Below are 22,388 nucleotides of genomic sequence, written 5' to 3'. Positions count from 1 at the left end.
GATTCAAGCCGGAGTGAGGGCACACCGAGCCTAGGCGAGGTGCCGAGTGTTGGGGCAAGAGCCCTTTTGGTTACTTTTGGGGCTCTTTTCCAAAAGTGACCCGCCGTAAGGGCGGAACCATAACCCGCCGTTACCGCAGCAACGGATATGCCCCCCACCAAAACCCGCCTACACCGGCAAGGTAATCCCAAACGTATTCCCCCCACCCGCACTGCGCACAAACACATCCCCCCCATGCATCAAAGCAATCGCCTTGACGATCGCCAACCCCAACCCATGATTCGCCCCGCTGTTACTGCGCGAAGCATCCACCCGATAAAACCGCTCAAACAGCCGTGGCAGATGCTCGCTGGCGATCTCATCGCCCGGGTTGGTCACCCCAATGGCCACCTGATGTTCCAGCACATCAATGTTCACCTCGATCACCTGCCCAGGCGCCGTGTGCTGCACCGCATTACTCAGCAAGTTGATCAGCGCACGGCGCAGGTGCGCTTTCTCGATCTGCACCTGGGCATCCCCACGAACTCGCACCTTGACCTGGGCGTCTTCGAGAATGAAGTCGAGGTAGTCGAGGGTAGTCGCCACTTCGTCGGCCAGGGAGCTTTCGATCAGCTTGGTAGCCTTGCTCCCCTGGTCGGCACTGGCGAGAAACAACATGTCATTGATGATCGAACGCAGCCGTTCCAGCTCTTCCAGATTTGACTCGAGCACCTCCAGGTAATGCTCGGCCGACCGCCCGCGCGTGAGGGCCACCTGGGTCTGGCCAATCAGATTGGTCAGTGGCGAACGCAACTCATGGGCCACATCCGCGTTGAACGATTCCAGTCGCGAATAGGCCTGCTCAACGCGGTCGAGGGTGGAGTTGAACGAGTTGACGAACTGGCTCAGCTCCGGCGGCAACGGCGACAATTGCAGGCGCCCGGAGAGTTTGGGCGGCGCGAGTTTGCGGGCTTCGTCCGAGAGGGTTTCCAGCGGCTTGAGGCCGATACGCGACACCCAGAAACCCAGCAGCGAGGCCAGCACCACGCCCACCAGTGCCAGGCTGATCAACGCCACCAGCAGGTGATGCTGGGTCGCACGGAAGTTTTCGGTGTCGATGGCAATCATAAAGCGCAGCGGCGGGCGTTGCTCCTTGGCCGCAAACTGGCTCACCAGTACCTTGAACGGGTAGTCGTGCCCCGGCAGGCGCAAATCGCGCTTGCCCGTGGGGCCCTGGGCAAAGGCACGGATCTGAGCGTCCGGCTCGCCATACTCGTAATTCGGATCGCTGCTGACCACCCAGAAACGGATGCGCTTGTCTTCTTCACCCAACAGCTTGAGCTTGCCTTTGATCTTCACCCAGTGGTCCGGCGTACCAAAGCGGTTCACCGAGGATTCCAACACGCTGTAACGCGCATCCAGCTCGGCCCCGGGCAGCAGGCCCAGACCGCGATCCACCTGCTGGTACAGCGCGCCGCCGATCAACAGGAAGATCAGCAGCGCCACCAAGGTGAACATGCCGCTCAGGCGCAAAGCGATAGAGTTAGCCGACACTGCGGTTCTCCAGCACATACCCCATGCCACGAATGGTGTGCAGCAGCTTGTGCTCGAACGGCCCGTCGAGCTTGGCGCGCAGGCGTTTGATCGCGACTTCGACCACGTTGGCGTCGCTGTCGAAGTTGATGTCCCAGACCATTTCCGCAATCGCGGTCTTGGACAGGATTTCACCCTGGCGCCGCGCCAACACGCTGAGCAGCGAGAACTCCTTGGCGGTCAGGTCCAGGCGCAGGCCGTTGCGGCTGGCCTTGCGGCTGATCAGGTCGATCCACAGGTCAGCCACGGTGACCTGCACCGGCTCGTGGCCGCCGCTGCGGCGGGTCAACGCCTGCAGGCGCGCGACCAGCTCCAGAAAGGAGAAGGGCTTGCCCAGGTAATCGTCGGCGCCTTCGCGCAGGCCACGGATACGGTCTTCCACGCGCTCGCGGGCGGTGAGCATGATCACCGGCGTCTGCTTGCGCGCACGCAGGGCACGCAGTACGCCAAAGCCGTCGAGGCCGGGCAGCATCACGTCGAGCACGATCACCGCGTAATCGTTCTCCAGCGCCAGGTGCAAACCCTCGACGCCTTCGCGGGCCACATCCACGGTATAGCCTTGTTCGGTCAGGCCACGGTGCAGGTAGTCTGCGGTTTTCTCTTCATCTTCGATAATCAGTACGCGCATGAGCCTTTTTGCTCCAAAGGCGGGCCTCAGTGTGTGGTCGCCAGCTCGGCAGCTGGTTTGGGCCGGTGGAAAAATCGCTCAAGGTACAAGTATATGACCGGCGTGGTGAACAGCGTCAGCGCCTGGCTCACCAACAGCCCGCCGACCACCGCGATGCCCAGCGGCTGGCGCATTTCCGCGCCGGGCCCGGCACCGAGCATCAGCGGCACCGCGCCGAGCAGGGCGGCGAGGGTGGTCATGATGATCGGCCGGAACCGCGTGACGCAGGCTTCGTAAATCGCATCCTCGGGCGACATGCCCCTGACGCGCTGAGCCTCCAGGGCAAAGTCGATCATCAGGATGCCGTTCTTCTTCACGATCCCGATCAACAGCACCAGGCCGATCAGCGCCATGATCGAAAAGTCCTGGCCCATCAGCGACAGCATGATCAGCGCGCCCAACCCCGCCGAAGGCAAGGTGGAAATAATCGTCAGCGGGTGCACGAAGCTTTCGTACAGCACGCCGAGAATGATGTAGACCGCCACCAACGCTGCCAGGATCAACCATGGCTGGCTGGCCAGCGAACTCTGGAACGCCTGTGCCGCACCCTGGAAGTTGCCGATGATGGTGCTCGGCATGCCGATGTCGTTCTTGGCCTGGTTGAGCATGATTACCGCATCGCCCAATGCCACGCCCGGCGCCAGGTTGAATGACAGGTTGGCGGCCGGGAACATACCGTCATGGCTGATGGACAACGGCCCCACGGTCGGTGGGTCGATCTTGGCCAGCGCCGACAGCGGCACCATCTCGTTGGTCAGCGGCGAGCGCAGGTAGAAGTAGTTCAGGCTCTCGGCCTTGCCGCGTTGTTGGGTGTCCAGTTCCAGCACCACCTGGTACTGGTTGATCTCGGTCTGGAACTCGTTGATCTGGCGTTGGCCGAAGGCGTCGTACAGCGCCTGGTCGACATCGGTGGCGGTCAAGCCGAAACGCGCGGCGGCCTGACGGTCGATGCTGATGTGGGTGATGCTGCCGCCCAGTTGCAGGTCGTTGGACAGGTCGCGGAACGCCGGGTTGGCGCGCAGTTTTTCGGTGAGGCGTTGGGTCCAGGTGTTGAGCGTGGGGCCGTCGTTGCTCTTGAGCACATATTGGTACTGGGCGCGGCTGGGGCCGGAGCTGAGGTTGATGTCTTGCCCCGCGCGCAGGTACAGCACGATGCCCGGCACTTTCGCCAGTTTCGGGCGGATGCGGTCGATGAACTGGCTGGCGGACACATCGCGGTCACCGCGGTCTTTCAAGGCGATCCAGAAGCGGCCGTTGGCGATGGTCTGGTTGCTGCCGGTCACGCCCACCGAGTGGGAAAACGCCTGCACCGCCGGGTCGTCCTTGACGATCTCGGCCAGGGCCTTGTGCTTGGCGACCATGTCCGGGTACGACACATCCGCCGCCGCTTCGCTGGTGCCGAGCACGAAACCGGTGTCCTGTACTGGAAAGAAACCCTTGGGGATAAACACGTAGCCGACCACGGCCAGGGCCAGGGTCACCACGAAGATCGCCGCCATCGTGCGCTGATGTGCCAAGGCCCGCCGCAGGTTGCGTGCATAACCGGCCAGCAGGCGTTCGCTGAAACCGGGTTTGTCGTGGGCCACGTGGGTCGGCGCGCGCATGAACAGCGCGGCCAGGGTGGGCGCCAGTGTCAGGGAAACCACTACCGAAATCAGAATGGTCGAGGTCGCCGTCAGGGCAAATTCCTTGAACAAACGCCCGACCACGCCGCCCATGAACAGCAGCGGAATAAATGCCGCCACCAGGGAAAAGCTGATGGACACCACGGTAAAGCCGATCTCGCCGGCGCCCTTGATCGCTGCTTCGCGTTTATCCAGCCCAGCTTCCAGGTGACGGTGGATGTTCTCCACCACCACGATCGCATCGTCCACCACAAACCCCACGGCGATCACAATGGCCACCAGGGTCAGGTTGTTCAGGCTGAAGCCCATCAGGTACATCAGCGCAAAACTGGCCACCAGCGATACGCCGAGCACGCTGGACACAATCAACGTCGCCGACAGCTGGCGCAGGAACAGCGCCATCACCGCCACCACCAGCAGGACCGCGATCAGCAAGGTCACTTCCACTTCATGCAAGGACGCGCGGATGGTCTTGGTGCGGTCGGTCAACACGCTCACCTGCACCGAGGCCGGCAGCATGCCTTGCAGGCGCGGTAGCTCGGCCTGGATGCGGTCCACGGTCTCGACGATATTCGCGCCGGGCTGGCGCGAAATTACCAGGTTGACCCCGGGGGTATCACCGGACCAGGCCTGCACGTAGGCGTTTTCCGAACCGTTGACGACTTTGGCAATGTCGCGCAGTTGAACCGGTGCACCGTCCTTGTAGGACACGATCAGTTGCGCGTAGTCCTCGGGGTGAAACAGCTGGTCGTTGGTCGACAGGGTCGACACGCTGTTCTCGCCGTAGATCGCACCCTTGGCCAGGTTCAGGCTCGATTGCTGAATGGCCAGGCGGACATCGGCCAGGGTCAGGCCGATGGCCGCAAGTTTATCCGGCGACGCCTGTACACGAATCGCCGGGCGTTGCTGGCCGGTGATGTTGATCTGGCCAACGCCGTCGATCTGGCTGATCTGGCGGGCCAGCAGGGTTTCCACGTAGTCACTCAGCTCGGTGCTGGGCATGCTGTCGGAGCTGACACTGAGGATCAATACCGGGCTGTCCGCCGGGTTGACCTTCTTCCAGGTCGGCAGGCTGGGCATATCGCTGGGCAGCTTGCCGGAGGCAGTGTTGATCGCCGCCTGCACTTCCTGGGCGGCGGTGTCGATGCTCTTGTCGAGGGTAAATTGCAGGGTCAAGAGGCTTGAGCCCAAGGCGCTGCTGGAGGTCATCTGGGTCATGCCGGGGATGGCGCTGAATTGCACCTCCAGCGGCGTGGCCACCGAGGACGCCATGGTGTCCGGGCTGGCGCCGGGCAGGGTGGCGCTGACTTGGATTGTCGGAAATTCCGCTTCCGGCAGTGGGGCGATGGCCAGGCGTGGGAAGGCAATCATCCCGAGCAGTACCAGGGCGAAGGTCAGCAGCAGGGTGGCGACCGGGTGGTCGACGCACCACGCCGATGGCGAACGGCTGCCGCTCATGGCTGCACCTTGGCGTCGACGGTCTGGATCACTTGCGGCGGCTCCTTGAGCACCTCGACCTGGGCGCCGGCCTTGAGCCGCGACTGGCCATCGCTGACCAGTACATCACCGGCCTGCACGCCCTTGATGATGTTCACGTTGCTGTCCTGGTACGTGACCTGCACCGGCACCACGTCGACCTTGTCACCGTTGACCCGATACACAAAGTGCGAATCCAGGCCGCGTTGCACCACGGTCGGCGGTACCACCAAGGCGTTCTTGTCGAGGGCGGTCTGGATCTTGATCGTCACCAGCTGCCCCGGCCACAGGCGCTGCGAGGCGTTGGTGAACTCGGCCTTGGCGCGCAGGGTGCCGGTGGTGGAACTGATCTGGTTGTCGATCAGGCTCAGGTGGCCTTCGCCGAGCAAGTCGCCAGTCTGGCCGTCGGTGTCGGCGCCCATGTAGGCATCGACGCTGGCCTGGGTGGGCGCCGCGATCAGGCCCTGCAGGGTGGGCAGCATTTGTTGCGGCAGGGAAAACTCGACCGCGATGGGGTCGATCTGGGTCACGGAGAACAGGCCCTGGGTATCGGCGGTACGCAGGAAGTTGCCTTCATCCACGGTGCGAATTCCGACGCGGCCGCTGACCGGCGAGCGAATCTGTGTGTAGGAAAGCTGTACCTGAGCCGAGTCAATCGCCGCCTGGTTGCCTTGGGCGGTGGCCTTGAGCTGGTTGACCAGGGCTTGCTGCTGGTCATAGGTCTGCTTGGACACGCCGTCGTCGACGCTCAGCGCCTTGTAGCGCTTGAGGTTGACCAGCGCCACCTGCAACTGCGCCTGGCTCTCGCCCAGTTGGGCCTTGGCCTGGTCAAGACTGGCGCGGATCGAGCGGTCATCGATAGTGGCCAGCAGGTCGCCGGCCTTGACCAACTGACCTTCCTTGACCAGCAACTTGGTGAGAATGCCGTCGACCTGCGGGCGAATCACCACACTGTGCAACGACAACACCGAACCGATCCCGCTGACAAAGCGTGGAATGTCCTGTTGCGCCACGCTCACCACCCGCACCGGGATAGCGCTGGGCGCCGCCAGCTTGGCCTTGGCCGGGCGGTTCAACGCCCAGGCGGCAACGGCCAGCACCACGAGGACACCCACAATCAGGGCGGTTTTTCGTTGAATCTGCATGGGTGAGGCGCCAAGGCAAGGGTTGGAGGGGGATGAGGCCTTTATAGCCCGTCAATCCGGTCAGCAAGGTGACTGCTAACTGACAGCGCTGTCAGTAAAGGCCGACCATTCGTACAGGCGGTGGTTAAAGATCCGAGGCGGGCAGGTATACTGCGCGCCAGCGAGGCCCGCAAGCCGGCCTCGCGTCATTTTCTGCACGCTCCGGAGCTTCCATGACTTCCCCGACACAACCGCCTGTTGAAGCGACCGATTCCGTCGATCCGGCCAGCGCCGAAGGCGTTGAAAAAGCCGAGATCCCGGCGTTCAAGTTTCCCTTCAAGCCGGGTGAACTGGCCGGGGCCAAGAATGCCGCCCAGCCCTGGTACAAGAACGGCGCCAAGAACGGCCACACCAAGTCGCCGGGCATGGCCCCGCCGGGTACTCGTCGCTCCATGGGTAAACGCTGAGAGTAACCAGGCTCGATCTGTGTTGGCATTTGCCTACAAGCGCTGCTTATTTTTCTGATTGAAGGTCCATGACCGTTTCTTGAAAGCTTGCACAGCCTCTGCTCCGCCCCGGTTTTTACCCGGGCTGGGTGCAGTGAGGCTGGTCTTTCCGGAAAAGGACGTTTCCCGTGGCCCCGATACATCTTGCTGTAGCGCTTGCCTTGCTCTTCTCGTCGGATACCGTCGCAGCCGCGGATACACCGCGACACGAAATCCGTTTCGCCGTGGCGGCGCAGTTCCCTCCCTTTCAGAGCCGTAACCCGCAAGGACAACTGGTAGGCCTGCATATCGAATTGGGCAACGCCCTGTGCCAGCAGTTGGCGGTGCGGTGCATCTGGGTCGACCAGGTGCTTGTGGAAAACTTTCCCGCCCTTGAAGCCAGGCAATTCGACGCGATCATGGGCATGGCCCCTACGTCCGAGCGGCGGCGATGGGTCAGCTTCACCGATCACCTTTACCCCTTCACCACACGCCTGGTCGCGCGCCGGTCCTCTGGCCTGATGCCAACCGTGAGGTCGCTCAAGGGCAAGCGGGTGGGTGTATTGCTCGGCAGCAACCGTGAAGCGTTTGCCCGCTCGACCTGGGCGCCAGCGGGGGTGCGCATCAAGAGCTTCTGGCTCAATGATGAACTGGTGCGAAGCCTGGTAGCCGGTGATATCGATGCCACGCTGCAGGGTCCGGTGGAGATCCGCCAAGCGCTGCTCGACACCGCCGCCGGCGAGGATTTCGCTTTCCTCGGCCCAGCCCTTTCGGCCGACCTGCTGGGCGATGGCGCCGCGATTGCGGTGCGCAACGCTGATACCGCGCTGCGCAATGACCTCAACCGCGCCCTTGCAGCGCTGCGGCAAAACGGCGAATACCAACGGATTCTTGCGCCCTATCGCCTGGAAGTGCCGTGATGGCCAATTAATTGCGCGGAACATGAGCTGGATCAGTGTTTGCCCCATCGGTGCGCTTAGAGTCGACGCCCTGCCGACTCCTCCAATAATCACGAGCGCGCTCTTTCATGAAGATCAATCAGCCGGTCACCGGTCGAAATGTGGACTTTGCCCCCGACGCCAACATCCTCTCGACCACCGACCTGACCAGTGCGATCACCTACGCCAACCAGGACTTTATCGACATCAGCGGCTACAGCCGTGACGAGCTGCTGGGCGTGCCCCATAACATCCTGCGCCATCCCGACATGCCGCCCGAGGCGTTTGCCCATATGTGGCGCACCTTGAAGGACGGCCGGTCGTGGATGGGCCTGGTGAAAAACCGCTGCAAGAATGGCGACCATTACTGGGTCAGCGCCTACGCCACGCCGGTGAGTCGGGAAGGGGCGACGGTGGAGTACCAATCGGTACGCACCAAGCCGGATGCGCGCCGGGTGGCGGCAGCGGAGCGCGCGTACGGGCGTTTGCGCGCGGGCAAGCGGCAGGCGTGGCCGGCCGTTGGCATGGGGGCAAAATTGTTGGCGTGGGCCATCGGCAGCTGTGCGGTGACCTGGGCCTTGGGCGTGACTTTGGCGACGTACTCGCCGGCCTGGCAATTGCTTGCCTTGGTCGCGGGGTGTGCGGCAGCGGCGGTTGGCGTGAAGACGATCGCTTTGCCGCTGGCGCGGTTGAGCCAGCGCGCGCTGCGTGTCGCCGACAACCCCCTGAGCCAGGCGATCTATACCGGGCGCCGGGATGAGTGCGGGCAGATCGAGTTCGCCCTGCAAATGCTCGAAGCCCAGGTGGGGGCGGTGGTGGGGCGCATCGGCGATGCCTCCCAGCGCCTGTCGGGGCATGCGGCGCAACTGGTCGAGCAGTTGCACAGCAGCCATACCAGCAGCCTCGGCCAGCAGGCTCGGACCGACCAGGTGGCGGCGGCGGTTCACCAGATGGCCGCCAGCGTCGCCGAGGTGGCCAGCCACGCCCTGCAGGCGTCGAAGGCGGCCGACCAGGCCGGCAACGAAACCCGCGATGGGCATCAGCGCGTTGATGACAGCCGCGATGCGGTGTTGCGCCTGTCTGCGGAGTTGGCGCGCGCCACGCAGGTGATTCAACAGCTGGAAAGCCACAGCGGTGAAATCAGTGGCGTACTGGACGTGATCCGTACGATTGCCGAGCAGACCAACCTGTTGGCCCTGAATGCCGCCATCGAGGCCGCGCGGGCTGGCGATCAAGGGCGTGGTTTTGCGGTGGTCGCCGATGAAGTGCGCGGGCTGGCCCAGCGCACCCAACTGTCGACCAATGAAATCCAGCGCATGATCAGCACCCTGCAAGGCGGCGCGCGCGATGCGGTGCAGGCCATGGCGCACAGCAGCGAGCATGTCGACGCGAGCGTCGAACAGGCGCAGCGGGCGGCGGCGGCACTGGACGGCATCAGCCAGCGTGTTACCCAGATAACCAGCATGAGTCAGCAGATTGCGGCAGCGGTGGAGCAGCAGAGCGCCGTGAGTGAGGACATCAACCGTAATGTCGTGGGCATCCGCAATGCCGGCGAGGCCACTGTCAGCGCCGGTCAGCAGAGCCAACGCAGCTCGGGGGACGTGGCGGCACTGGCGGAAGACTTACGCCAGTTGGCGCAGGAGTTCTGGGGTCGGCGGCACTAGGGCCAAAAGCCGACTACGCTGAGGTTGGGAGTAATCCTACAAAACAAACAGGCGAGTCGTAGTTGAGGACCAGTCAGTGCTTGTTAGAACGTTTGGTGCGTTCGGGCAGTAAGTGATGCAGCCCGCATGCTTCACACTACTTTGGCACAGGACGGGTTTATGACTACGGCAAGACGAATGCTGACGTTGGCGACGTTTTCTCTGATTTTGCTGGCCGGGACGGGCTGCGCGGTTGCCCCCCAGCCCGAGAGCCCGTGGCGCGAGATACGTTTCGGGGTCGAGGCGGATGTTCCGCCGTTTGAGTACCGCAATGCGCAAGGTGAACTCGCGGGCCTGGATATCGAATTGGGCAATGCGCTGTGCGCCGAGCTGAATGCGCGGTGCGTGTGGGTCGATCAGCCGTATGCGACTAACATCGCAGCGCTCCAGGCCGGGCGTTTCGACGCCATCATGCCCATGACCGCGACACCGGCGCGGCGTGAAACCCTCGACTTCACCCACGACCTCTATGCGCTTGAAAGCCGGTTGGTAGCGCCTCGCGGCTCCAACCTGCTACCAATCCCACAGTCGCTGCGTGGCAAACGCATTGGCGTACTGGCGGGCACCAGCCGCGAAGCCTTCGCCAAGGCGCGATGGGCCTCGCAGGGAGTAACGGTGCGCAGCTTCGGCCTCAATCGCGAGTTGATCCGCAGTTTGCAGGCCGGTGAAATCGACGCCACGTTGCAAAACACCGTTGAAATCAACGAAGCCTTGTTGAACACGCCTGAGGGCGTCGCGTTTACCTTTGCCGGGCCGGCGATTGTCGATGACATGCTGGGCGGCGGCGTAGCCATTGCCACGCGCAAGACTGACCCTACCTTGACCGCCGCGCTGAACACGGCACTGCAACGCCTGAAAGACAATGGCAAGTACGCGGCCATTACCGGGGCGTACCTGGGCGCGGCCCCGCCCAAACCGGTCAAGATGATTTACACGCCGGCAGAGGGTGGTTTGCCGTTTTCAGAGACCGTGCAAGTCGGGCAAACCCTCTATATCTCGGGGTTGCTGGGGCTGGATGCAAACGGTGACCTGGTGCCCGGCGGCATTCGCGGCGAAACCGCGCAGGTCTTCAAGACCCTGCGCGGCATTCTCCAGGCAAAAGGCATCGGGATGGACCGGGTTGCCAAGTGCATGGTGATTCTTGCCGACCTCAAGGATTTTGCGGCGATGAACCAGGTTTACGCCAGCAGTTTCCCGGCGGACCGCTTGCCGACCCGCACGACGGTGGGCGCCAAGCTGTTAGCCAATGCGCAGATCGAAGTCGAGTGCATGGCCAGCCTCTGAGCCACGCTGTGATCCAACGTGGCCTGCGCGCCTACGCGGCGCGCAGTGAGATAAATGCATAGTTGGCCGGCACCTCGGTGGCAATCTGCGCACCGGCGTCCAGCACCTGTTCGGCAATGTCCATGCCGGACACATGAAACACCCACTCATTGGCCACGGACGGCTGATCCATCGCCCGCTCGATGGCCTGGGCAAACGCGCCCATGTCCGGCAGGTACGCGGTAAACCCATCGCCCTTGAGCGCTGTGGTGCGAATGCCGAGCAACGCGCACACCGCTTCCTTGGTCTGCACATCGTCGCGGTCGGCCTGACGCGAGCGGCGGATCAGCTCCGCCAACGCCGGGTCCGCCAGCTCGCCACCGACGATCAGCGCCGGGCCTTGCTCCCAGGACTCCGGCGGGCAATCCTTGGCAGCAGGGTTCAGCGGGATATGCGGGTTGATCTCCATCGGATAGATCCGGCATACCAGCGGGCGACGTTCATAGATGCGACACAGGTTGTCTTCGTCAAGATTCCGGCAGCGCCCGGCGTTATACGCGGCAAAGGTGATGGCCACGAACGCCTCGGTGTTGCCGCTGGGCACCACCACCGAACGCCGCTCGGCATGTTCGCGTTGCTGCTGCGGCAGGCCCAGGCCATTGCCCAGGAAACCCTCCACCAGAACGATGACGTTACCGCCGTCCGCCGCCCACATACGGGCCTCTGCGAGGGTCAGGGGGACATGATGATCGGTGCAGCATTTGCCGCAGCCAACGCAGGAAAAATGGGTGTTCATGGGCGGATCTGTCACCAGGCTAGGTCAGAGGGCACGCAAGAACGGTGACGGGTTTTTACCTCTTTGCACCATTCACGGACTCTGGAAGCAAGTTATGCGCCAGCGCCCGTCAGTCCTCGGTGACCACATCGCGCAGCACGAAGACCATGCCGGCACTTTCATACAGCTGCCGGGCGCGCAGGTTGTCCTCACGCACCTTGAGGTCGACATAGGGCTCGCCGCGTTGCTTGAACACCTGAAAGCTATGCAATAACAGCGCGCGGCCCAGCCCTTGGCCTTGGGCGCAGGGGTGTACGCTGAGATTCTTGATAAACGCGCTGGTCCAGCAGTGGGCCACACCAAGAATGCCCTCGGCGTTGCTGGCCACCAGGCACAGCGCGGGGTCGAATTCGGCATCGGTGATGAACCGGTGCTGCCAGGTTTGCAGGTTGGCAACACGGCCGCCGCCCTGGTCCTGAGTCATGCGCAGTACGGCATGGATGGCCGGGGCCAGGGCGTCACGGTAGTGGTCCAGCACGGTCCCCGCTGGCCATTGCGGCGCGGGGAGGCTGCCGGTGAGGTCGCGGCGCAACAGTTGGTAATACGCCGTCACCGATTACAGGCCTTTTTGCGCCACGGTTTGCGCGGCCACCACCAGGCACTTGGTCAGCTCTGGCGACGAGAATTTGGTCAACACCGCGTCGGCACCCGCCAGGCGTGCTTTTTCGCTGTTCATTGCGCTGTCCAGGGAGGTGTGCAGCAACACGTAGAGCTGCTGGAAGTCCGGGGTTTCGCGCAGGGTCCGGGTGAGGGCGTAGCCGTCCATTTCCGACATCTCGATGTCGGACACCACTACGTTGATCTGCTCGACCGTGCCTTGCAGCTCCAGCAGCACATCGATGGCTTCCTTGGCACTGCGTGCGGTGTGGCAGGTCAGCCCGAGGTTGCGCAGGGTGTGCACCGACTGTTGCAGGGCCACCTGGCTGTCGTCCACCACCAGAATCCGCGCGTTGCCGAGCACTTCGGCCTCTTCCATGGTCAGGTCGGTGGGCGCTGCTTCAATCGGCGCCGGCGCGATGCCGTGGATGACTTTTTCGATATCCAGCACTTGGACAAGGCCGCCTTCCACCTGGGTGACCCCGGTGATAAATGCGCGGTTACCGCCGGAGCCGTAAGGCGGCGGGCGGATGTCGGTGGTCAGGCAGTGCACGATCTTGCTCACCGCCTGCACATGCAGGCCCTGCTTGGAACGGCTTACGTCGGTGACGATCAGGCAGCCACCGTCCGGGTCTGCCAGCGGCATTTCCCCCAGGGCACGGCTCAGGTCGATCACCGCCAGCGAGTTACCCCGCAGGGTGGCGATGCCTTTGACGTGGGGGTGCGACTCCGGCAGCTTGGTCAGCGGCGGGCAGGGGATGATTTCGCTGACTTTCAGCAGGTTGATCGCCATCAGCTTGCCGCTACGCAAGGTAAAGAGCAGAAGCGAGAGTGAGTCTGCGCGGGCTTTGGTGGTGGACATAAAAACCTTCTGTGAATCAGGGATGACGATCTATAGAGGGTTATCGACTTGGCGGGTCCAGGCTTTAACCGGATTTTGTATCGGGCTGAGTCAATGTGGGAGGGAGCAAGCCCTCTCCCACTGGGGGGGATGATCAGCCTTTCCACACCTGCGGATTTACCAGGTCCTGTGGACGCTGGCCGAGCAAGGCGCTGCGCAGGTTTTCCAGGGCGCGGTTGGCCATGGCTTCACGGGTTTCATGGGTGGCCGAGCCGATATGCGGCAGGGTCACGGCATTGCTCAGTTGGAACAGCGGCGACTCGGCCAATGGCTCCTGCTCATACACATCCAGCCCGGCACCACGGATTTTTTGGGTTTGCAGGGCTTCGATCAGTGCCGGTTCATCGACCACCGGGCCACGGGAAATATTGATCAGGATTGCGCTGGACTTCATCAGCCCCAGCTCGCGGGTGCTGATCAGGTGGCGGGTCTTGTCGCTCAATGGCACCACCAGGCAGACGAAGTCCGCTTCGGCCAGCAACTGGTCGAGGCTGCGGAACTGCGCGCCCAGTTCCTGCTCAAGCGCAGTCTTGCGGCTGTTGCCGCTGTACAGGATCGGCATGTTGAAGCCCAGGCGCCCGCGACGGGCCACGGCCGCGCCGATATTGCCCATGCCGACGATCCCGAGGGTCTTGCCATGCACGTCGCTGCCGAACAACGGCGCGCCGACGCTGGCTTTCCACTCGCCGGCTTTGGTCCAGGCGTCCAGCTCGGCCACGCGGCGTGCGCTGCTCATGAGCAAGGCGAAGGCCAGATCGGCGGTGCTTTCGGTGAGGACATCGGGGGTGTTGGTGAGCATGATCCCGCGCTCGTTGAAGTACGCCACGTCGTAGTTGTCGTAGCCCACCGACACGCTGGACACCACTTCCAGCTTGCTCGCGCCTTGCAACTGCTCGCGCCCCAGCTTGCGACCCACGCCGATCAGGCCGTGGGCGTGGGGCAGGGCTTCGTTGAACTGCGCGTTGATGTCACCCAGCTTGGGATTGGGCGCGATCACCTCGAAATCCTGTTGCAGACGTTCGATCATTTGCGGGGTGACGCGGCTGAAAGCGAGGACAGTCTTTTTCATTGCAGGCGGGCTCATCGACTACGGAAGAATGGTAAGCACGCTAACATTCTTGCAGGGGGTTGTCAGGTTGGCCTGCGTTCCGCCAGCGTGTTTAACGGGGCGCCTAAGATCAAGATCACGATCAAAAGCTTCAGATCAAAAGATCGCTGACTTCGTCAGCGCAAAGGATGTAAGGGCCAGATCAAAAACAAAGCGAGGCGGCCTGACAACCGGCCTGAGCATTGAAGCCTGACTCGATCAAATGTGGGAGGGGGCTTGCTCCCGATAGCGGTGTGGCAGTCACAGATGCATTGGCTGACACACCGCTATCGGGAGCAAGCCCCCTCCCACATTTTGACCGCATTCAAAAGGCGTAACTCCGGTCAGATCCAAGGCCGCCAAGCCAGCCCACAACCCGCGCTTTTGCTCTACACCACTCAGGTCGGCTGTCAGGCCGCCGTGCTCTGCTTTTGATCTTGATCTTGATCTGAGGCGCCCCATCAACCACGCTGGCCGAACGCAGGCTTGAATCCGTGGGCAACCCGGCAGGACGCCGGGTTAGCCGCGCTGGGCCAAGGATGGCCCATCGCGGCGGCCCACGGATTCAAGGCTGCGGGCGGGCACACCGAGCGTGAGCGAGGTGCCGAGTGGTGGGGCAAGAGCACTTTGGTTACTTTGGTGCTTTTCCAAAGTGACCCGCTGTAAGAGCGGAACCCATAGCCGCCGTAACCTAAATAACGGATATGCACCCCGCCCAACATACAGGCCGGCTGTCAGGCCGCCTTCGCAGCCAAGCCAGCTCCCACATTGAATCGGTGTCGCCAGATAAAAGTCAGTTCGCCAGTCGCGCACCGCTGAGGCTACCACTCAACTCATAAGCCACCAGCTCCGCCTGATGCGCCGCCAGAATCTCCGGCAACGACCCCCGCAAATACTCCACCCACGTCTTGATCTTCGCATCCAGATACTGCCGCGAAGGGTAGATGGCATACAGGTTCAACTCCTGCGACCGATAGTTGGGCATCACCCGCACCAGCGTGCCGTTACGCAGACCTTCGATCGCCGCATACACCGGCAGCAAGCCGATGCCCATGCCGCTGGTAATCGCGGTTTTCATCGCATCCGCCGAATTCACCAGGAAGGGCGAAGTGTTGATCGCCACACTCTCCTGGCCTTCAGGCCCGTTGAACGTCCATTTATCCAGCTGGATCACCGGGCTGACCAGGCGCAGGCAGGCGTGGTTGAGCAGGTCATTGGGGCGATGGGCGCAGCCCTTGGCCTTGACGTAATCCGGCGAGGCACACGCGATGCTGTAGGTGATGCCCAGACGCTGCGACACAAAACCCGAGTCCGGCAACTCGCTGGCCAACACGATGGACACGTCGTAGCCCTCATCGAGCAAGTCCGGCACACGGTTGGCCAGGGTCAGGTCGAACGTCACGTCCGGGTGCGTGCGGCGGTAGCGCGCAATGGCGTCGATGACGAAATGCTGGCCGATACCGGTCATGGTGTGCACTTTGAGTTGCCCGGCAGGGCGCGCGTGGGCGTCGCTGGCTTCGGCTTCGGCTTCTTCGACGTAAGCAAGGATCTGTTCACAGCGCAGCAGGTAGCGTTTACCGGCTTCGGTGAGGGCAATGCGCCGGGTGGTGCGGTTGAGCAAGCGGGTTTGCAGATGGGCCTCCAGGTTGGAGACCGCGCGCGAGACGTTGGCGGTGGTGGTGTCCAGTTGCACGGCGGCGGCGGTGAAGCTGCCGGCTTCGGCCACGCAACTGAAGGCGCGCATGTTTTGCAAAGTGTCCATGGAGTGTTCTCAGGGGAGATAACAAATTGTGACAGAAAGTTACGCCGTCCAGTGATCCCTACCAACGGATTATCGCTTGAACGGTAACAAAGATTCACAGGAATGCCAGCTTATCGTCCTCCATGCCGCCGCCTAGAATTGCGCCACTTTCGCGCAACACCACCTCAGGAATTCGTTCGCCGTGCCGCGTCGCATCAGCAGAGAGCTAAAGACTCTCAGTGTTTGGGCCTTATCGTTAGCAATCAGCGGCTGCATCGGAACCGGAGGAATCGCCCCACAAGGCCAGTCCCTCAACGCCAATAACCTGGCTACCGACGAAGCGATCCAGCGCGCCACCCAGGACGCCCACTGGCCCGCCGCGCAGTGGTGGCAGGCCTATGGCGACCCGCAACTGACCCGCTGGGTCGACCTCGCTACCCAAAACAGCCCGAGCCTGGCCATGGCCGCCGCGCGGGTGCGTGAAGCGCGAGCGATGGCCGGGATTGCCGAGTCGGCCGAGTCGTTGCAGGTCAACAGCGACACCACGCTCAAGCGCCACAACTGGCCCAAGGATCAGTTCTACGGGCCGGGCGAGCTGAGCGGGGCCACTACCTGGGACAACACCTCGTCCCTGGGCCTGAGTTACGCCCTTGACCTGTGGGGCCGTGAAAGCAATGCCAGCGAGCGTGCCGTCGACCTGGCGCACGTGAGCGCTGCTGAAGCGCGACAGGCCCAGCTTGAGCTGCAGAACAACGTGGTGCGCGCCTATATCCAGCTGTCGTTGCAGTACGCCAACCGCGATATCGTCGCGGCCACATTGGCCCAGCAACAGCAGATTCTAGACTTGGCCAACAAACGCCTGAACGCCGGCATCGGCACTCACTTCGACGTGAGCCAGGCCGAAACCCCGCTGCCGGAAACCCATCGCCAACTGGATGCCCTGGACGAAGAAATCGCCTTGAGCCGTAACCAGCTGGCGGCGTTGGCCGGCAAAGGCCCGGGGGCGGGGGCGCAGTTGCAGCGCCCCACGCTGTCCCTCGCCGCGCCGCTGAAATTGCCTTCGAACCTGCCCGCGCAATTGCTCGGGCAGCGCCCGGACGTAGTCGCCAGCCGCTGGCAGGTGGCGGCCCAGGCCCGTGGTATCGATGTGGCCCATGCCGGTTTCTACCCCAACGTCGACCTGGTCGGCAGCCTCGGCTACATGGCCACCGGCGGCGGCATGCTGGAGTTTCTTGCCGGCAAGAAATTCAACTACACCGTCGGCCCGGCAATCACCTTGCCGATCTTCGACGGTGGCCGTCTGCGCGGGCAATTGGGCGAGGCCAGCGCCGGGTATGACATCGCCGTAGCCCGGTACAACCAGACCCTGGTCAATGCGCTCAGGGGCATCAGCGACCAGTTGATCCGCCGCGAGTCCATGGACAAGCAGGCGAGCTTCGCCGCGCAGTCGGTGGCCTCGGCGCAGAAAACCTATGACATCGCGATGATCGCCTACCAGCGCGGCCTCACGGATTACCTCAATGTGCTTAACGCCCAGACCTCGCTGTTCCGCCAGCAGCAGGTCGAGCAACAGGTGCAGGCGGCGCGACTCAGCGCCCACGCTGAATTGGTGACGGCGCTTGGTGGTGGCCTCGGTGCCGGTAACGATGTGCCGCAACCAGCCCAGACCCTCCCGAGCAAAACCCCGGCGGCGCTGGCCGTGTTTGATCACTGAGTAGGATTCGATGACTCCCTTGCCTGCACCGCTGCGCTGGCTGCATTCCCTTGAGTGGCGCCGTGGTTTTTTCGACTGGGCACGCAGCGATGGCGTGACCTGGGTGTATATCTTCAAGGTGCTGATCGCCGCGTTCCTCACCCTGTGGCTGGCCATGCGCCTGGAACTGCCGCAACCGCGCACGGCGATGATCACCGTGTTTATCGTGATGCAACCGCAGAGCGGCCAGGTGTTCGCCAAGAGTTTCTACCGTTTCCTCGGCACCTTGGCGGGGTCGGCGGTGATGGTGTTGCTGATCGCCATGTTCGCGCAGAACACCGAGTTGTTTCTCGGCGCGCTGGCCATCTGGGTCGGCCTCTGCACCGCCGGCGCCACGCGCAACCGCAACTTTCGCGCCTATGGGTTTGTGCTGGCCGGTTACACGGCGGCGATGGTTGGCTTGCCAGCCCTGGCTCATCCGGACGGCGCATTTATGGCGGCGGTCTGGCGGGTGCTGGAAATCTCGCTGGGGATCTTGTGCGCCACGCTGGTCAGCGCCGCGATCCTGCCGCAAACCAGCAGCGCGGCCATGCGCAACGCGCTGTATCAGCGCTTTGGCGTGTTCGCGTTGTTCGTCACCGACGGCCTGCGCGGACGCAGCCAGCGTGAAGGGTTCGAGGCCAGCAACGTGCGCTTTATCGCCGAAGCCGTCGGCCTGGAAGGGCTGCGCAGCGTCACGGTATTTGAAGACCCGCACATGCGTCGGCGCAATGGCCGGCTCAGCCGCCTCAACAGCGAATTCATGAGCATCACCACGCGCTTCAATGCCTTGCACCAGTTGCTCGAACGCCTGCGCACCGATGCGGCCGACCACGTGGTGGCGGCCATCAAGCCCGGCCTGCAAGACCTCGCCGAAGTGCTCGACGGTTTCTCCGGTCGCGCCCTCACCAGTCCCGACGCCGCGCGCCTGGTCAACCAGTTGAGCGCCTACAAGGACAGCCTGCCCGCCAAAGTGCGCAGCCTGCGCGCGAGCTTTCAGGAGGGCAACCCGAGCGAAGCCGAGCAGCTGGATTTTCACACCGCCTACGAGTTGCTTTACCGCTTTGTCGACGACCTGCACAACTACGCGCAGACCCACGCGTCCCTGGCCGACCACAGCCACGCGCGCGAGCAGTGGGACGAGACCTTCATCCCCAAAACCAACTGGCTGGCCTGCGCCGCCTCGGGCATTCGCGCGTCGTTCATCCTGATTGCGCTGGGCAGCTACTGGGTGGCCACCGCCTGGCCCAGCGGCGCCACCATGACCCTGATCGCCGCCGCAACGGTCGGCCTGTCCGCCGCCACGCCCAACCCCAAGCGCATGGCGTTCCAGATGGCTTGCGGCACCCTGATCGGCGCGTTGGTGGGCTTTGTGGAAATGTTTTTCATCTTCCCCTGGATCGACGGTTTCCCACTGCTCTGCGTGATGCTCGCGCCGGTGATCGTGCTCGGTGCGTTCCTCGCTTCCCGCCCGCACTACGCCGGAGTGGGCCTGGGCCTGCTGATCTTCTTCAGCACCGGCTCGGTGCCGGACAACCTCACGGTCTACAACCCCTACACCTTTATTAATGACTACATCGCCATGGTCATCGGCATGCTGGTGTGCGCGGCGGCGGGGGCGATCATCCTGCCGCCCAACAGCCGCTGGCTATGGCGCCGCCTGGAGCAGGACCTGCGCGAACAGGTGGTGTACGCCATCAGCGGCAAGCTCAAGGGCCTGGCGTCAAGTTTCGAAAGCCGTACCCGCGACCTGCTGCACCAGGCCTACGGCCTCGCTGCCGGCCAGCCCCTGGTACAGCGCGATTTGCTGCGCTGGATGTTTGTGGTGCTGGAGGTCGGTCACGCGATCATCGAGCTGCGCAAGGAACAGGCGATTTTGCCGGTGCACCCGGCGTATGCCGAATCCCAGCCCTGGCGTCAGGCGATCCGCGTGATGGGGCGCTCGCTGGTGCGGCTGTTCCTGCAACCCAGCGCGAGCAACCTGGAGCGCGGCCTGATCGCGGTCGACCATGCGATCAGCCGCGTGCAGGCCACCGACGAACCCTTCGCCCCGCACTTCGACACCTCGGCGCTGCGCCGGGTGAAGAGCTACCTGCACTTTATCCGCACTTCATTGCTGGACCCGCAATCGCCACTGGCGGCCCTTAAAGGAGCCCCGAATGCCCCGTGAAATCGCGTTCCACGGCATCTATATGCCGACCATGACCCTGATGTTTCTGATCGCTGCGGGGCTGGCCTGGGCGCTGGATCGCTGCCTGGCCGGGTTGGACCTGTACCGTTTTTTCTGGCACCCGGCGCTGCTGCGCCTGAGCCTGTTCGTTTGTCTGTTCGGCGCCCTGGCGCTGACCGTCTACCGTTGAGAATGCCCCGATGAAAAAGTTCTTCAGCCTGCTCGCGACCTTGCTGGTATTGGCGTTGGCGATCTGGATTGGCCGCACGCTGTGGGTGCACTACATGCAAACCCCCTGGACCCGCGATGGCCGCGTGCGTGCCGACATCATCAACGTAGCCGCCGATGTCACCGGCGAAGTGGTCGACGTGCCGGTGCGCGATAACCAGCTGGTGAAAAAGGGCGACCTGCTGATGCAGATCGACCCCGAGCACTACCGCATCGCGGTCAAGCAGGCGCAATCGTTAGTCGCCTCGCGCAAAGCCACCTGGGAAATGCGCAAGGTCAACGCCCACCGCCGCGCCGACCTCGACGCCCTGGTGATCTCCAGGGAAAACCGCGACGACGCCAGCAACATCGCCGACTCGGCCCTGGCCGACTACCAGCACGCGCTGGCGCAACTGGAAGCCGCCGAGCTCAACCTCAAACGCACACACGTCGTGGCCGCCGTCGACGGTTACGTCACCAACCTCAACGTGCACCGTGGCGACTACGCACGCATCGGCGAAGCGAAGATGGCCGTGGTCGATATGAACTCGTTCTGGGTGTATGGCTTCTTCGAAGAAACCAAGCTGCCTCACGTCAAAGTCGGCGACACAGCCGATATGCAGTTGATGAGCGGCGAGACCCTCAAAGGCCATGTGGAAAGCATCTCGCGCGGCATCTACGACCGCGACAACCCCGAAAGCCGCGAGCTGATCGCCGATGTGAACCCAACCTTCAACTGGGTGCGCCTGGCCCAGCGCGTGCCGGTGCGGATTCACATTGATGAGGTGCCGGAGGGCGTGCTGCTGGCGGCGGGGATCACCTGCACGGTGATCGTCAACCCAACACTGAACTGAAATGTGGGAGGGGGCGTGCCTCCGATGAGGGAGTGTCAGCGACTGCATCAGTCACTGACCCACCGCTATCGGGAGCAAGCCCCCTCCCACATGTTGACCGTGTTAAGCCTTGATGAAGGTTTCATGCAAGTGGCGCCACAACAGCGCGCCGCTGGCCTGCTTCTCAAACACCACCGTGGCGCGTCGATCGGTCTGTGTGCCGCTGTCATCGATTTGATGCTCACGGTAAGTCACCGTAGCCCCGCGCGCATGTCGATCGATCCCGGCCATTTCACTCAAGGTGATCTTCAACCCCGGGCGCATGCCGCCCAGGCGGGTGAACAGCGCGTTGACCCCAGCCGCATTGACCCGCGTGCCGGTGGCAGGGGCGACCATGCTGAAGTCGGGGGAGAAGCGCGCCAGCAGGCTTTGCAGTGTGCCCTCGGGGGCAACACCGGCAAACCACTGTTCAATCTCGACATGGGTCTGGATCACTTCGTCGAAGAAGTCGCTGTAGTCGATCATTTATAAACTCCCGTTCAAACCAAAGCGTTTCTTCAACACTTTTTCCAATAATCCCTTGGGCAACAAGGCGGCCATTAACGGCAACGCTCGACTGCCATTGCCGGCGCGCAATAAGCGCGGCGGGGTCGGTTGCTGTGCGGCGTGCAGTACGCGGGCGGCAAATTGGCTGGCGGGTGTGGGCTTGTCCTGCGAGGCCTGAGAGCGGGCACGAATGCTGTCGCGCAGCGGCCACCACGGCGACTGCTCGCTGATCAGTAATTCGGCCTGGGCGCCGGCGTTTTTTGCAAAGCGCGTATCGATAGCCCCGGGTTGCACTTCCATTACCCGCACACCAAACGGCGCCAGCTCCATGCGCAGCGCGTCACTCAAGGCATGCACGGCAGCTTTGGAGGCGCAGTACGCACCGGCAAACGGCGTGACCAATACGCCGGACACACTGCCGATGTTCACCACCAGCCCCTTGCCACGGCGCAGCGCAGGGAACAGCGCCTGGGTCACGCCGACGATAGAAAATACATTGGTTTCGAATTGCCGCTGCATGGCCTCGGTGCCACCGTCAAGCAGGGGACCCATGGCGCCGTAGCCTGCGTTGTTGATCAGCACATCCAGCTCGCCCCATTGTTCGGCGAGGTGTTGCAACGCGGCGCCATCATTTACATCCAGCTGTACGGCGTTGAAGCCTGCCGCCGTGAGGGCGGCGACGTCGGCTTCACCCCGGGCGCTGGCCCACACCTCATAGCCTGCCGCTTTAAAGGCGTCGGCCAAGGCGCGGCCGATGCCGCTGGAGCAACCGGTGATCAGTACGTTGGGCATGGATCATTCCTTTGTCAGTCCGAGAAACTGCCTTGCAGGTGCTCGGCGCGAAATTCCAGGGTCTGCGGGCGGTAGCCGGGGCGCAGGGGCGGGG

General features: G+C 63.1%; 19 protein-coding genes and 2 pseudogenes. 9 read left to right on the top strand and 12 right to left on the bottom strand.

What is annotated here, in order from left to right; translation table 11 throughout:
• Window positions 1-168 precede the first annotated feature (168 nt).
• Genes GIW02_RS23180 through GIW02_RS23165 form a run of 4 tightly spaced genes read right to left on the bottom strand, consistent with a single transcriptional unit; the run spans window position 169 to window position 6,485 of the window.
• Window positions 169-1,533 carry a heavy metal sensor histidine kinase gene (locus tag GIW02_RS23180; protein ID WP_236422095.1) on the bottom strand — a complete coding sequence of 455 codons (1,365 nt, stop codon included), beginning with the start codon at window positions 1,531-1,533 and terminating at the stop codon, window positions 169-171.
• The gene (locus tag GIW02_RS23175) at window positions 1,523-2,200 is read right to left on the bottom strand and encodes a heavy metal response regulator transcription factor (RefSeq protein ID WP_053254480.1); all 678 of its coding nucleotides are present in this window, start codon (window positions 2,198-2,200) and stop codon (window positions 1,523-1,525) included. The genes GIW02_RS23180 and GIW02_RS23175 overlap by 11 nt, the downstream gene beginning before the upstream one ends.
• Before the next feature lie 26 nt (window positions 2,201-2,226).
• Window positions 2,227-5,322 (bottom strand): multidrug efflux RND transporter permease subunit, encoded by a 3,096-nt coding sequence (locus GIW02_RS23170; protein WP_236417665.1) that lies wholly within the window; start codon window positions 5,320-5,322, stop codon window positions 2,227-2,229.
• Window positions 5,319-6,485, bottom strand: coding sequence for an efflux RND transporter periplasmic adaptor subunit (locus GIW02_RS23165; RefSeq protein WP_236417671.1), 1,167 nt, complete (start codon window positions 6,483-6,485; stop codon window positions 5,319-5,321). Before GIW02_RS23165 ends, GIW02_RS23170 begins: the two co-directional genes overlap by 4 nt.
• Window positions 6,486-6,697: 212 nt before the next feature.
• On the opposite strand from GIW02_RS23165, the gene GIW02_RS23160 reads away from it, so the two are divergent.
• From GIW02_RS23160 to GIW02_RS23145, 5 genes and pseudogenes are all read left to right on the top strand, one after another.
• On the top strand, window positions 6,698-6,931 hold the full coding sequence (locus GIW02_RS23160) for a hypothetical protein (RefSeq protein WP_236417673.1): 234 nt from the start codon (window positions 6,698-6,700) through the stop codon (window positions 6,929-6,931).
• A 167-nt stretch (window positions 6,932-7,098) separates the two neighbouring features.
• Window positions 7,099-7,869: a transporter substrate-binding domain-containing protein gene (locus tag GIW02_RS23155; RefSeq protein ID WP_236417675.1), complete on the top strand. Its 771-nt coding sequence runs from the start codon at window positions 7,099-7,101 to the stop codon at window positions 7,867-7,869.
• 107 nt (window positions 7,870-7,976) lie between these two features.
• Window positions 7,977-8,258: pseudogene (locus tag GIW02_RS27410) on the top strand (PAS domain-containing protein); the annotation flags it as partial.
• A gap of 219 nt (window positions 8,259-8,477) precedes the next feature.
• Window positions 8,478-9,551, top strand: coding sequence for a methyl-accepting chemotaxis protein (locus GIW02_RS23150; RefSeq protein WP_456361673.1), 1,074 nt, complete (start codon window positions 8,478-8,480; stop codon window positions 9,549-9,551).
• 159 nt (window positions 9,552-9,710) lie between these two features.
• Entirely contained in the window at window positions 9,711-10,874 is a 1,164-nt protein-coding gene (locus GIW02_RS23145; RefSeq protein ID WP_236417679.1) for a transporter substrate-binding domain-containing protein, read from the top strand.
• 31 nt (window positions 10,875-10,905) lie between these two features.
• Here the strand turns inward: GIW02_RS23145 and GIW02_RS23140 are convergent, their stop codons facing one another.
• From GIW02_RS23140 to GIW02_RS23120, 5 genes are all read right to left on the bottom strand, one after another.
• Complete coding sequence (locus GIW02_RS23140) at window positions 10,906-11,649, bottom strand: YkgJ family cysteine cluster protein (RefSeq protein WP_236417681.1); 744 nt, start codon at window positions 11,647-11,649, stop codon at window positions 10,906-10,908.
• Window positions 11,650-11,758: 109 nt separating this feature from the next.
• Window positions 11,759-12,241 (bottom strand): GNAT family N-acetyltransferase, encoded by a 483-nt coding sequence (locus GIW02_RS23135; RefSeq protein WP_236417682.1) that lies wholly within the window; start codon window positions 12,239-12,241, stop codon window positions 11,759-11,761.
• Between the two features lie 3 nt (window positions 12,242-12,244).
• Complete coding sequence (locus GIW02_RS23130; RefSeq protein ID WP_101266687.1) at window positions 12,245-13,147, bottom strand: chemotaxis protein CheV; 903 nt, start codon at window positions 13,145-13,147, stop codon at window positions 12,245-12,247.
• Between the two features lie 133 nt (window positions 13,148-13,280).
• Window positions 13,281-14,255 carry a 2-hydroxyacid dehydrogenase gene (locus tag GIW02_RS23125; protein ID WP_236417684.1) on the bottom strand — a complete coding sequence of 325 codons (975 nt, stop codon included), beginning with the start codon at window positions 14,253-14,255 and terminating at the stop codon, window positions 13,281-13,283.
• Window positions 14,256-15,066: 811 nt separating this feature from the next.
• Window positions 15,067-16,035 (bottom strand): LysR family transcriptional regulator, encoded by a 969-nt coding sequence (locus GIW02_RS23120; protein ID WP_058422937.1) that lies wholly within the window; start codon window positions 16,033-16,035, stop codon window positions 15,067-15,069.
• Between the two features lie 181 nt (window positions 16,036-16,216).
• Here GIW02_RS23120 and GIW02_RS23115 point away from each other — a divergent pair, with 181 nt between their 5' ends.
• Genes GIW02_RS23115 through GIW02_RS23100 form a run of 4 tightly spaced genes read left to right on the top strand, consistent with a single transcriptional unit; the run spans window position 16,217 to window position 20,977 of the window.
• Window positions 16,217-17,728, top strand: a complete 1,512-nt coding sequence (locus tag GIW02_RS23115) for an efflux transporter outer membrane subunit (protein WP_236419058.1) — start codon at window positions 16,217-16,219, stop codon at window positions 17,726-17,728.
• Between the two features lie 10 nt (window positions 17,729-17,738).
• Window positions 17,739-19,916 carry an FUSC family protein gene (locus GIW02_RS23110; RefSeq protein ID WP_236419056.1) on the top strand — a complete coding sequence of 726 codons (2,178 nt, stop codon included), beginning with the start codon at window positions 17,739-17,741 and terminating at the stop codon, window positions 19,914-19,916.
• Window positions 19,906-20,106, top strand: coding sequence for a DUF1656 domain-containing protein (locus tag GIW02_RS23105; RefSeq protein ID WP_236419055.1), 201 nt, complete (start codon window positions 19,906-19,908; stop codon window positions 20,104-20,106). The genes GIW02_RS23110 and GIW02_RS23105 overlap by 11 nt, the downstream gene beginning before the upstream one ends.
• Window positions 20,107-20,116: 10 nt before the next feature.
• Window positions 20,117-20,977: an HlyD family secretion protein gene (locus GIW02_RS23100; RefSeq protein WP_236419052.1), complete on the top strand. Its 861-nt coding sequence runs from the start codon at window positions 20,117-20,119 to the stop codon at window positions 20,975-20,977.
• Between the two features lie 102 nt (window positions 20,978-21,079).
• On the opposite strand, the gene GIW02_RS23095 is transcribed toward GIW02_RS23100, so the two are convergent.
• From GIW02_RS23095 to GIW02_RS23085, 3 genes and pseudogenes are all read right to left on the bottom strand, one after another.
• Window positions 21,080-21,481 (bottom strand): DUF4440 domain-containing protein, encoded by a 402-nt coding sequence (locus GIW02_RS23095; RefSeq protein WP_236419049.1) that lies wholly within the window; start codon window positions 21,479-21,481, stop codon window positions 21,080-21,082.
• Window positions 21,482-22,294 carry an SDR family oxidoreductase gene (locus GIW02_RS23090; RefSeq protein ID WP_236419047.1) on the bottom strand — a complete coding sequence of 271 codons (813 nt, stop codon included), beginning with the start codon at window positions 22,292-22,294 and terminating at the stop codon, window positions 21,482-21,484.
• Between the two features lie 14 nt (window positions 22,295-22,308).
• Window positions 22,309-22,388 (bottom strand): annotated as a pseudogene (locus GIW02_RS23085) (multidrug transporter); the annotation flags it as partial.

The sequence above is a fragment of the Pseudomonas syringae genome (assembly GCF_021606685.1).
GTDB classification, from domain to species: Bacteria; Pseudomonadota; Gammaproteobacteria; order Pseudomonadales; family Pseudomonadaceae; genus Aquipseudomonas; species Aquipseudomonas syringae_R.
The sequence above is the reverse complement of the archived record's forward strand: the minus strand, read 5'-3'. Positions and strand labels throughout refer to the sequence as shown.

Excerpts from the sequence above, each read along its gene's own strand:
- GIW02_RS23175 (WP_053254480.1), bottom strand. The coding sequence starts at position 2,200 with ATGCGCGTACTGATTATCGAAGATGAAGAGAAAACCGCAGACTACCTG.
- GIW02_RS23170 (WP_236417665.1), bottom strand. The coding sequence starts at position 5,322 with ATGAGCGGCAGCCGTTCGCCATCGGCGTGGTGCGTCGACCACCCGGTC.
- GIW02_RS23165 (WP_236417671.1), bottom strand. The coding sequence starts at position 6,485 with ATGCAGATTCAACGAAAAACCGCCCTGATTGTGGGTGTCCTCGTGGTG.
- GIW02_RS23160 (WP_236417673.1), top strand. The coding sequence starts at position 6,698 with ATGACTTCCCCGACACAACCGCCTGTTGAAGCGACCGATTCCGTCGAT.
- GIW02_RS23145 (WP_236417679.1), top strand. The coding sequence starts at position 9,711 with ATGACTACGGCAAGACGAATGCTGACGTTGGCGACGTTTTCTCTGATT.
- GIW02_RS23140 (WP_236417681.1), bottom strand. The coding sequence starts at position 11,649 with ATGAACACCCATTTTTCCTGCGTTGGCTGCGGCAAATGCTGCACCGAT.
- GIW02_RS23130 (WP_101266687.1), bottom strand. The coding sequence starts at position 13,147 with ATGTCCACCACCAAAGCCCGCGCAGACTCACTCTCGCTTCTGCTCTTT.
- GIW02_RS23125 (WP_236417684.1), bottom strand. The coding sequence starts at position 14,255 with ATGAAAAAGACTGTCCTCGCTTTCAGCCGCGTCACCCCGCAAATGATC.
- GIW02_RS23120 (WP_058422937.1), bottom strand. The coding sequence starts at position 16,035 with ATGGACACTTTGCAAAACATGCGCGCCTTCAGTTGCGTGGCCGAAGCC.
- GIW02_RS23110 (WP_236419056.1), top strand. The coding sequence starts at position 17,739 with ATGACTCCCTTGCCTGCACCGCTGCGCTGGCTGCATTCCCTTGAGTGG.
- GIW02_RS23105 (WP_236419055.1), top strand. The coding sequence starts at position 19,906 with ATGCCCCGTGAAATCGCGTTCCACGGCATCTATATGCCGACCATGACC.
- GIW02_RS23100 (WP_236419052.1), top strand. The coding sequence starts at position 20,117 with ATGAAAAAGTTCTTCAGCCTGCTCGCGACCTTGCTGGTATTGGCGTTG.
- GIW02_RS23095 (WP_236419049.1), bottom strand. The coding sequence starts at position 21,481 with ATGATCGACTACAGCGACTTCTTCGACGAAGTGATCCAGACCCATGTC.
- GIW02_RS23090 (WP_236419047.1), bottom strand. The coding sequence starts at position 22,294 with ATGCCCAACGTACTGATCACCGGTTGCTCCAGCGGCATCGGCCGCGCC.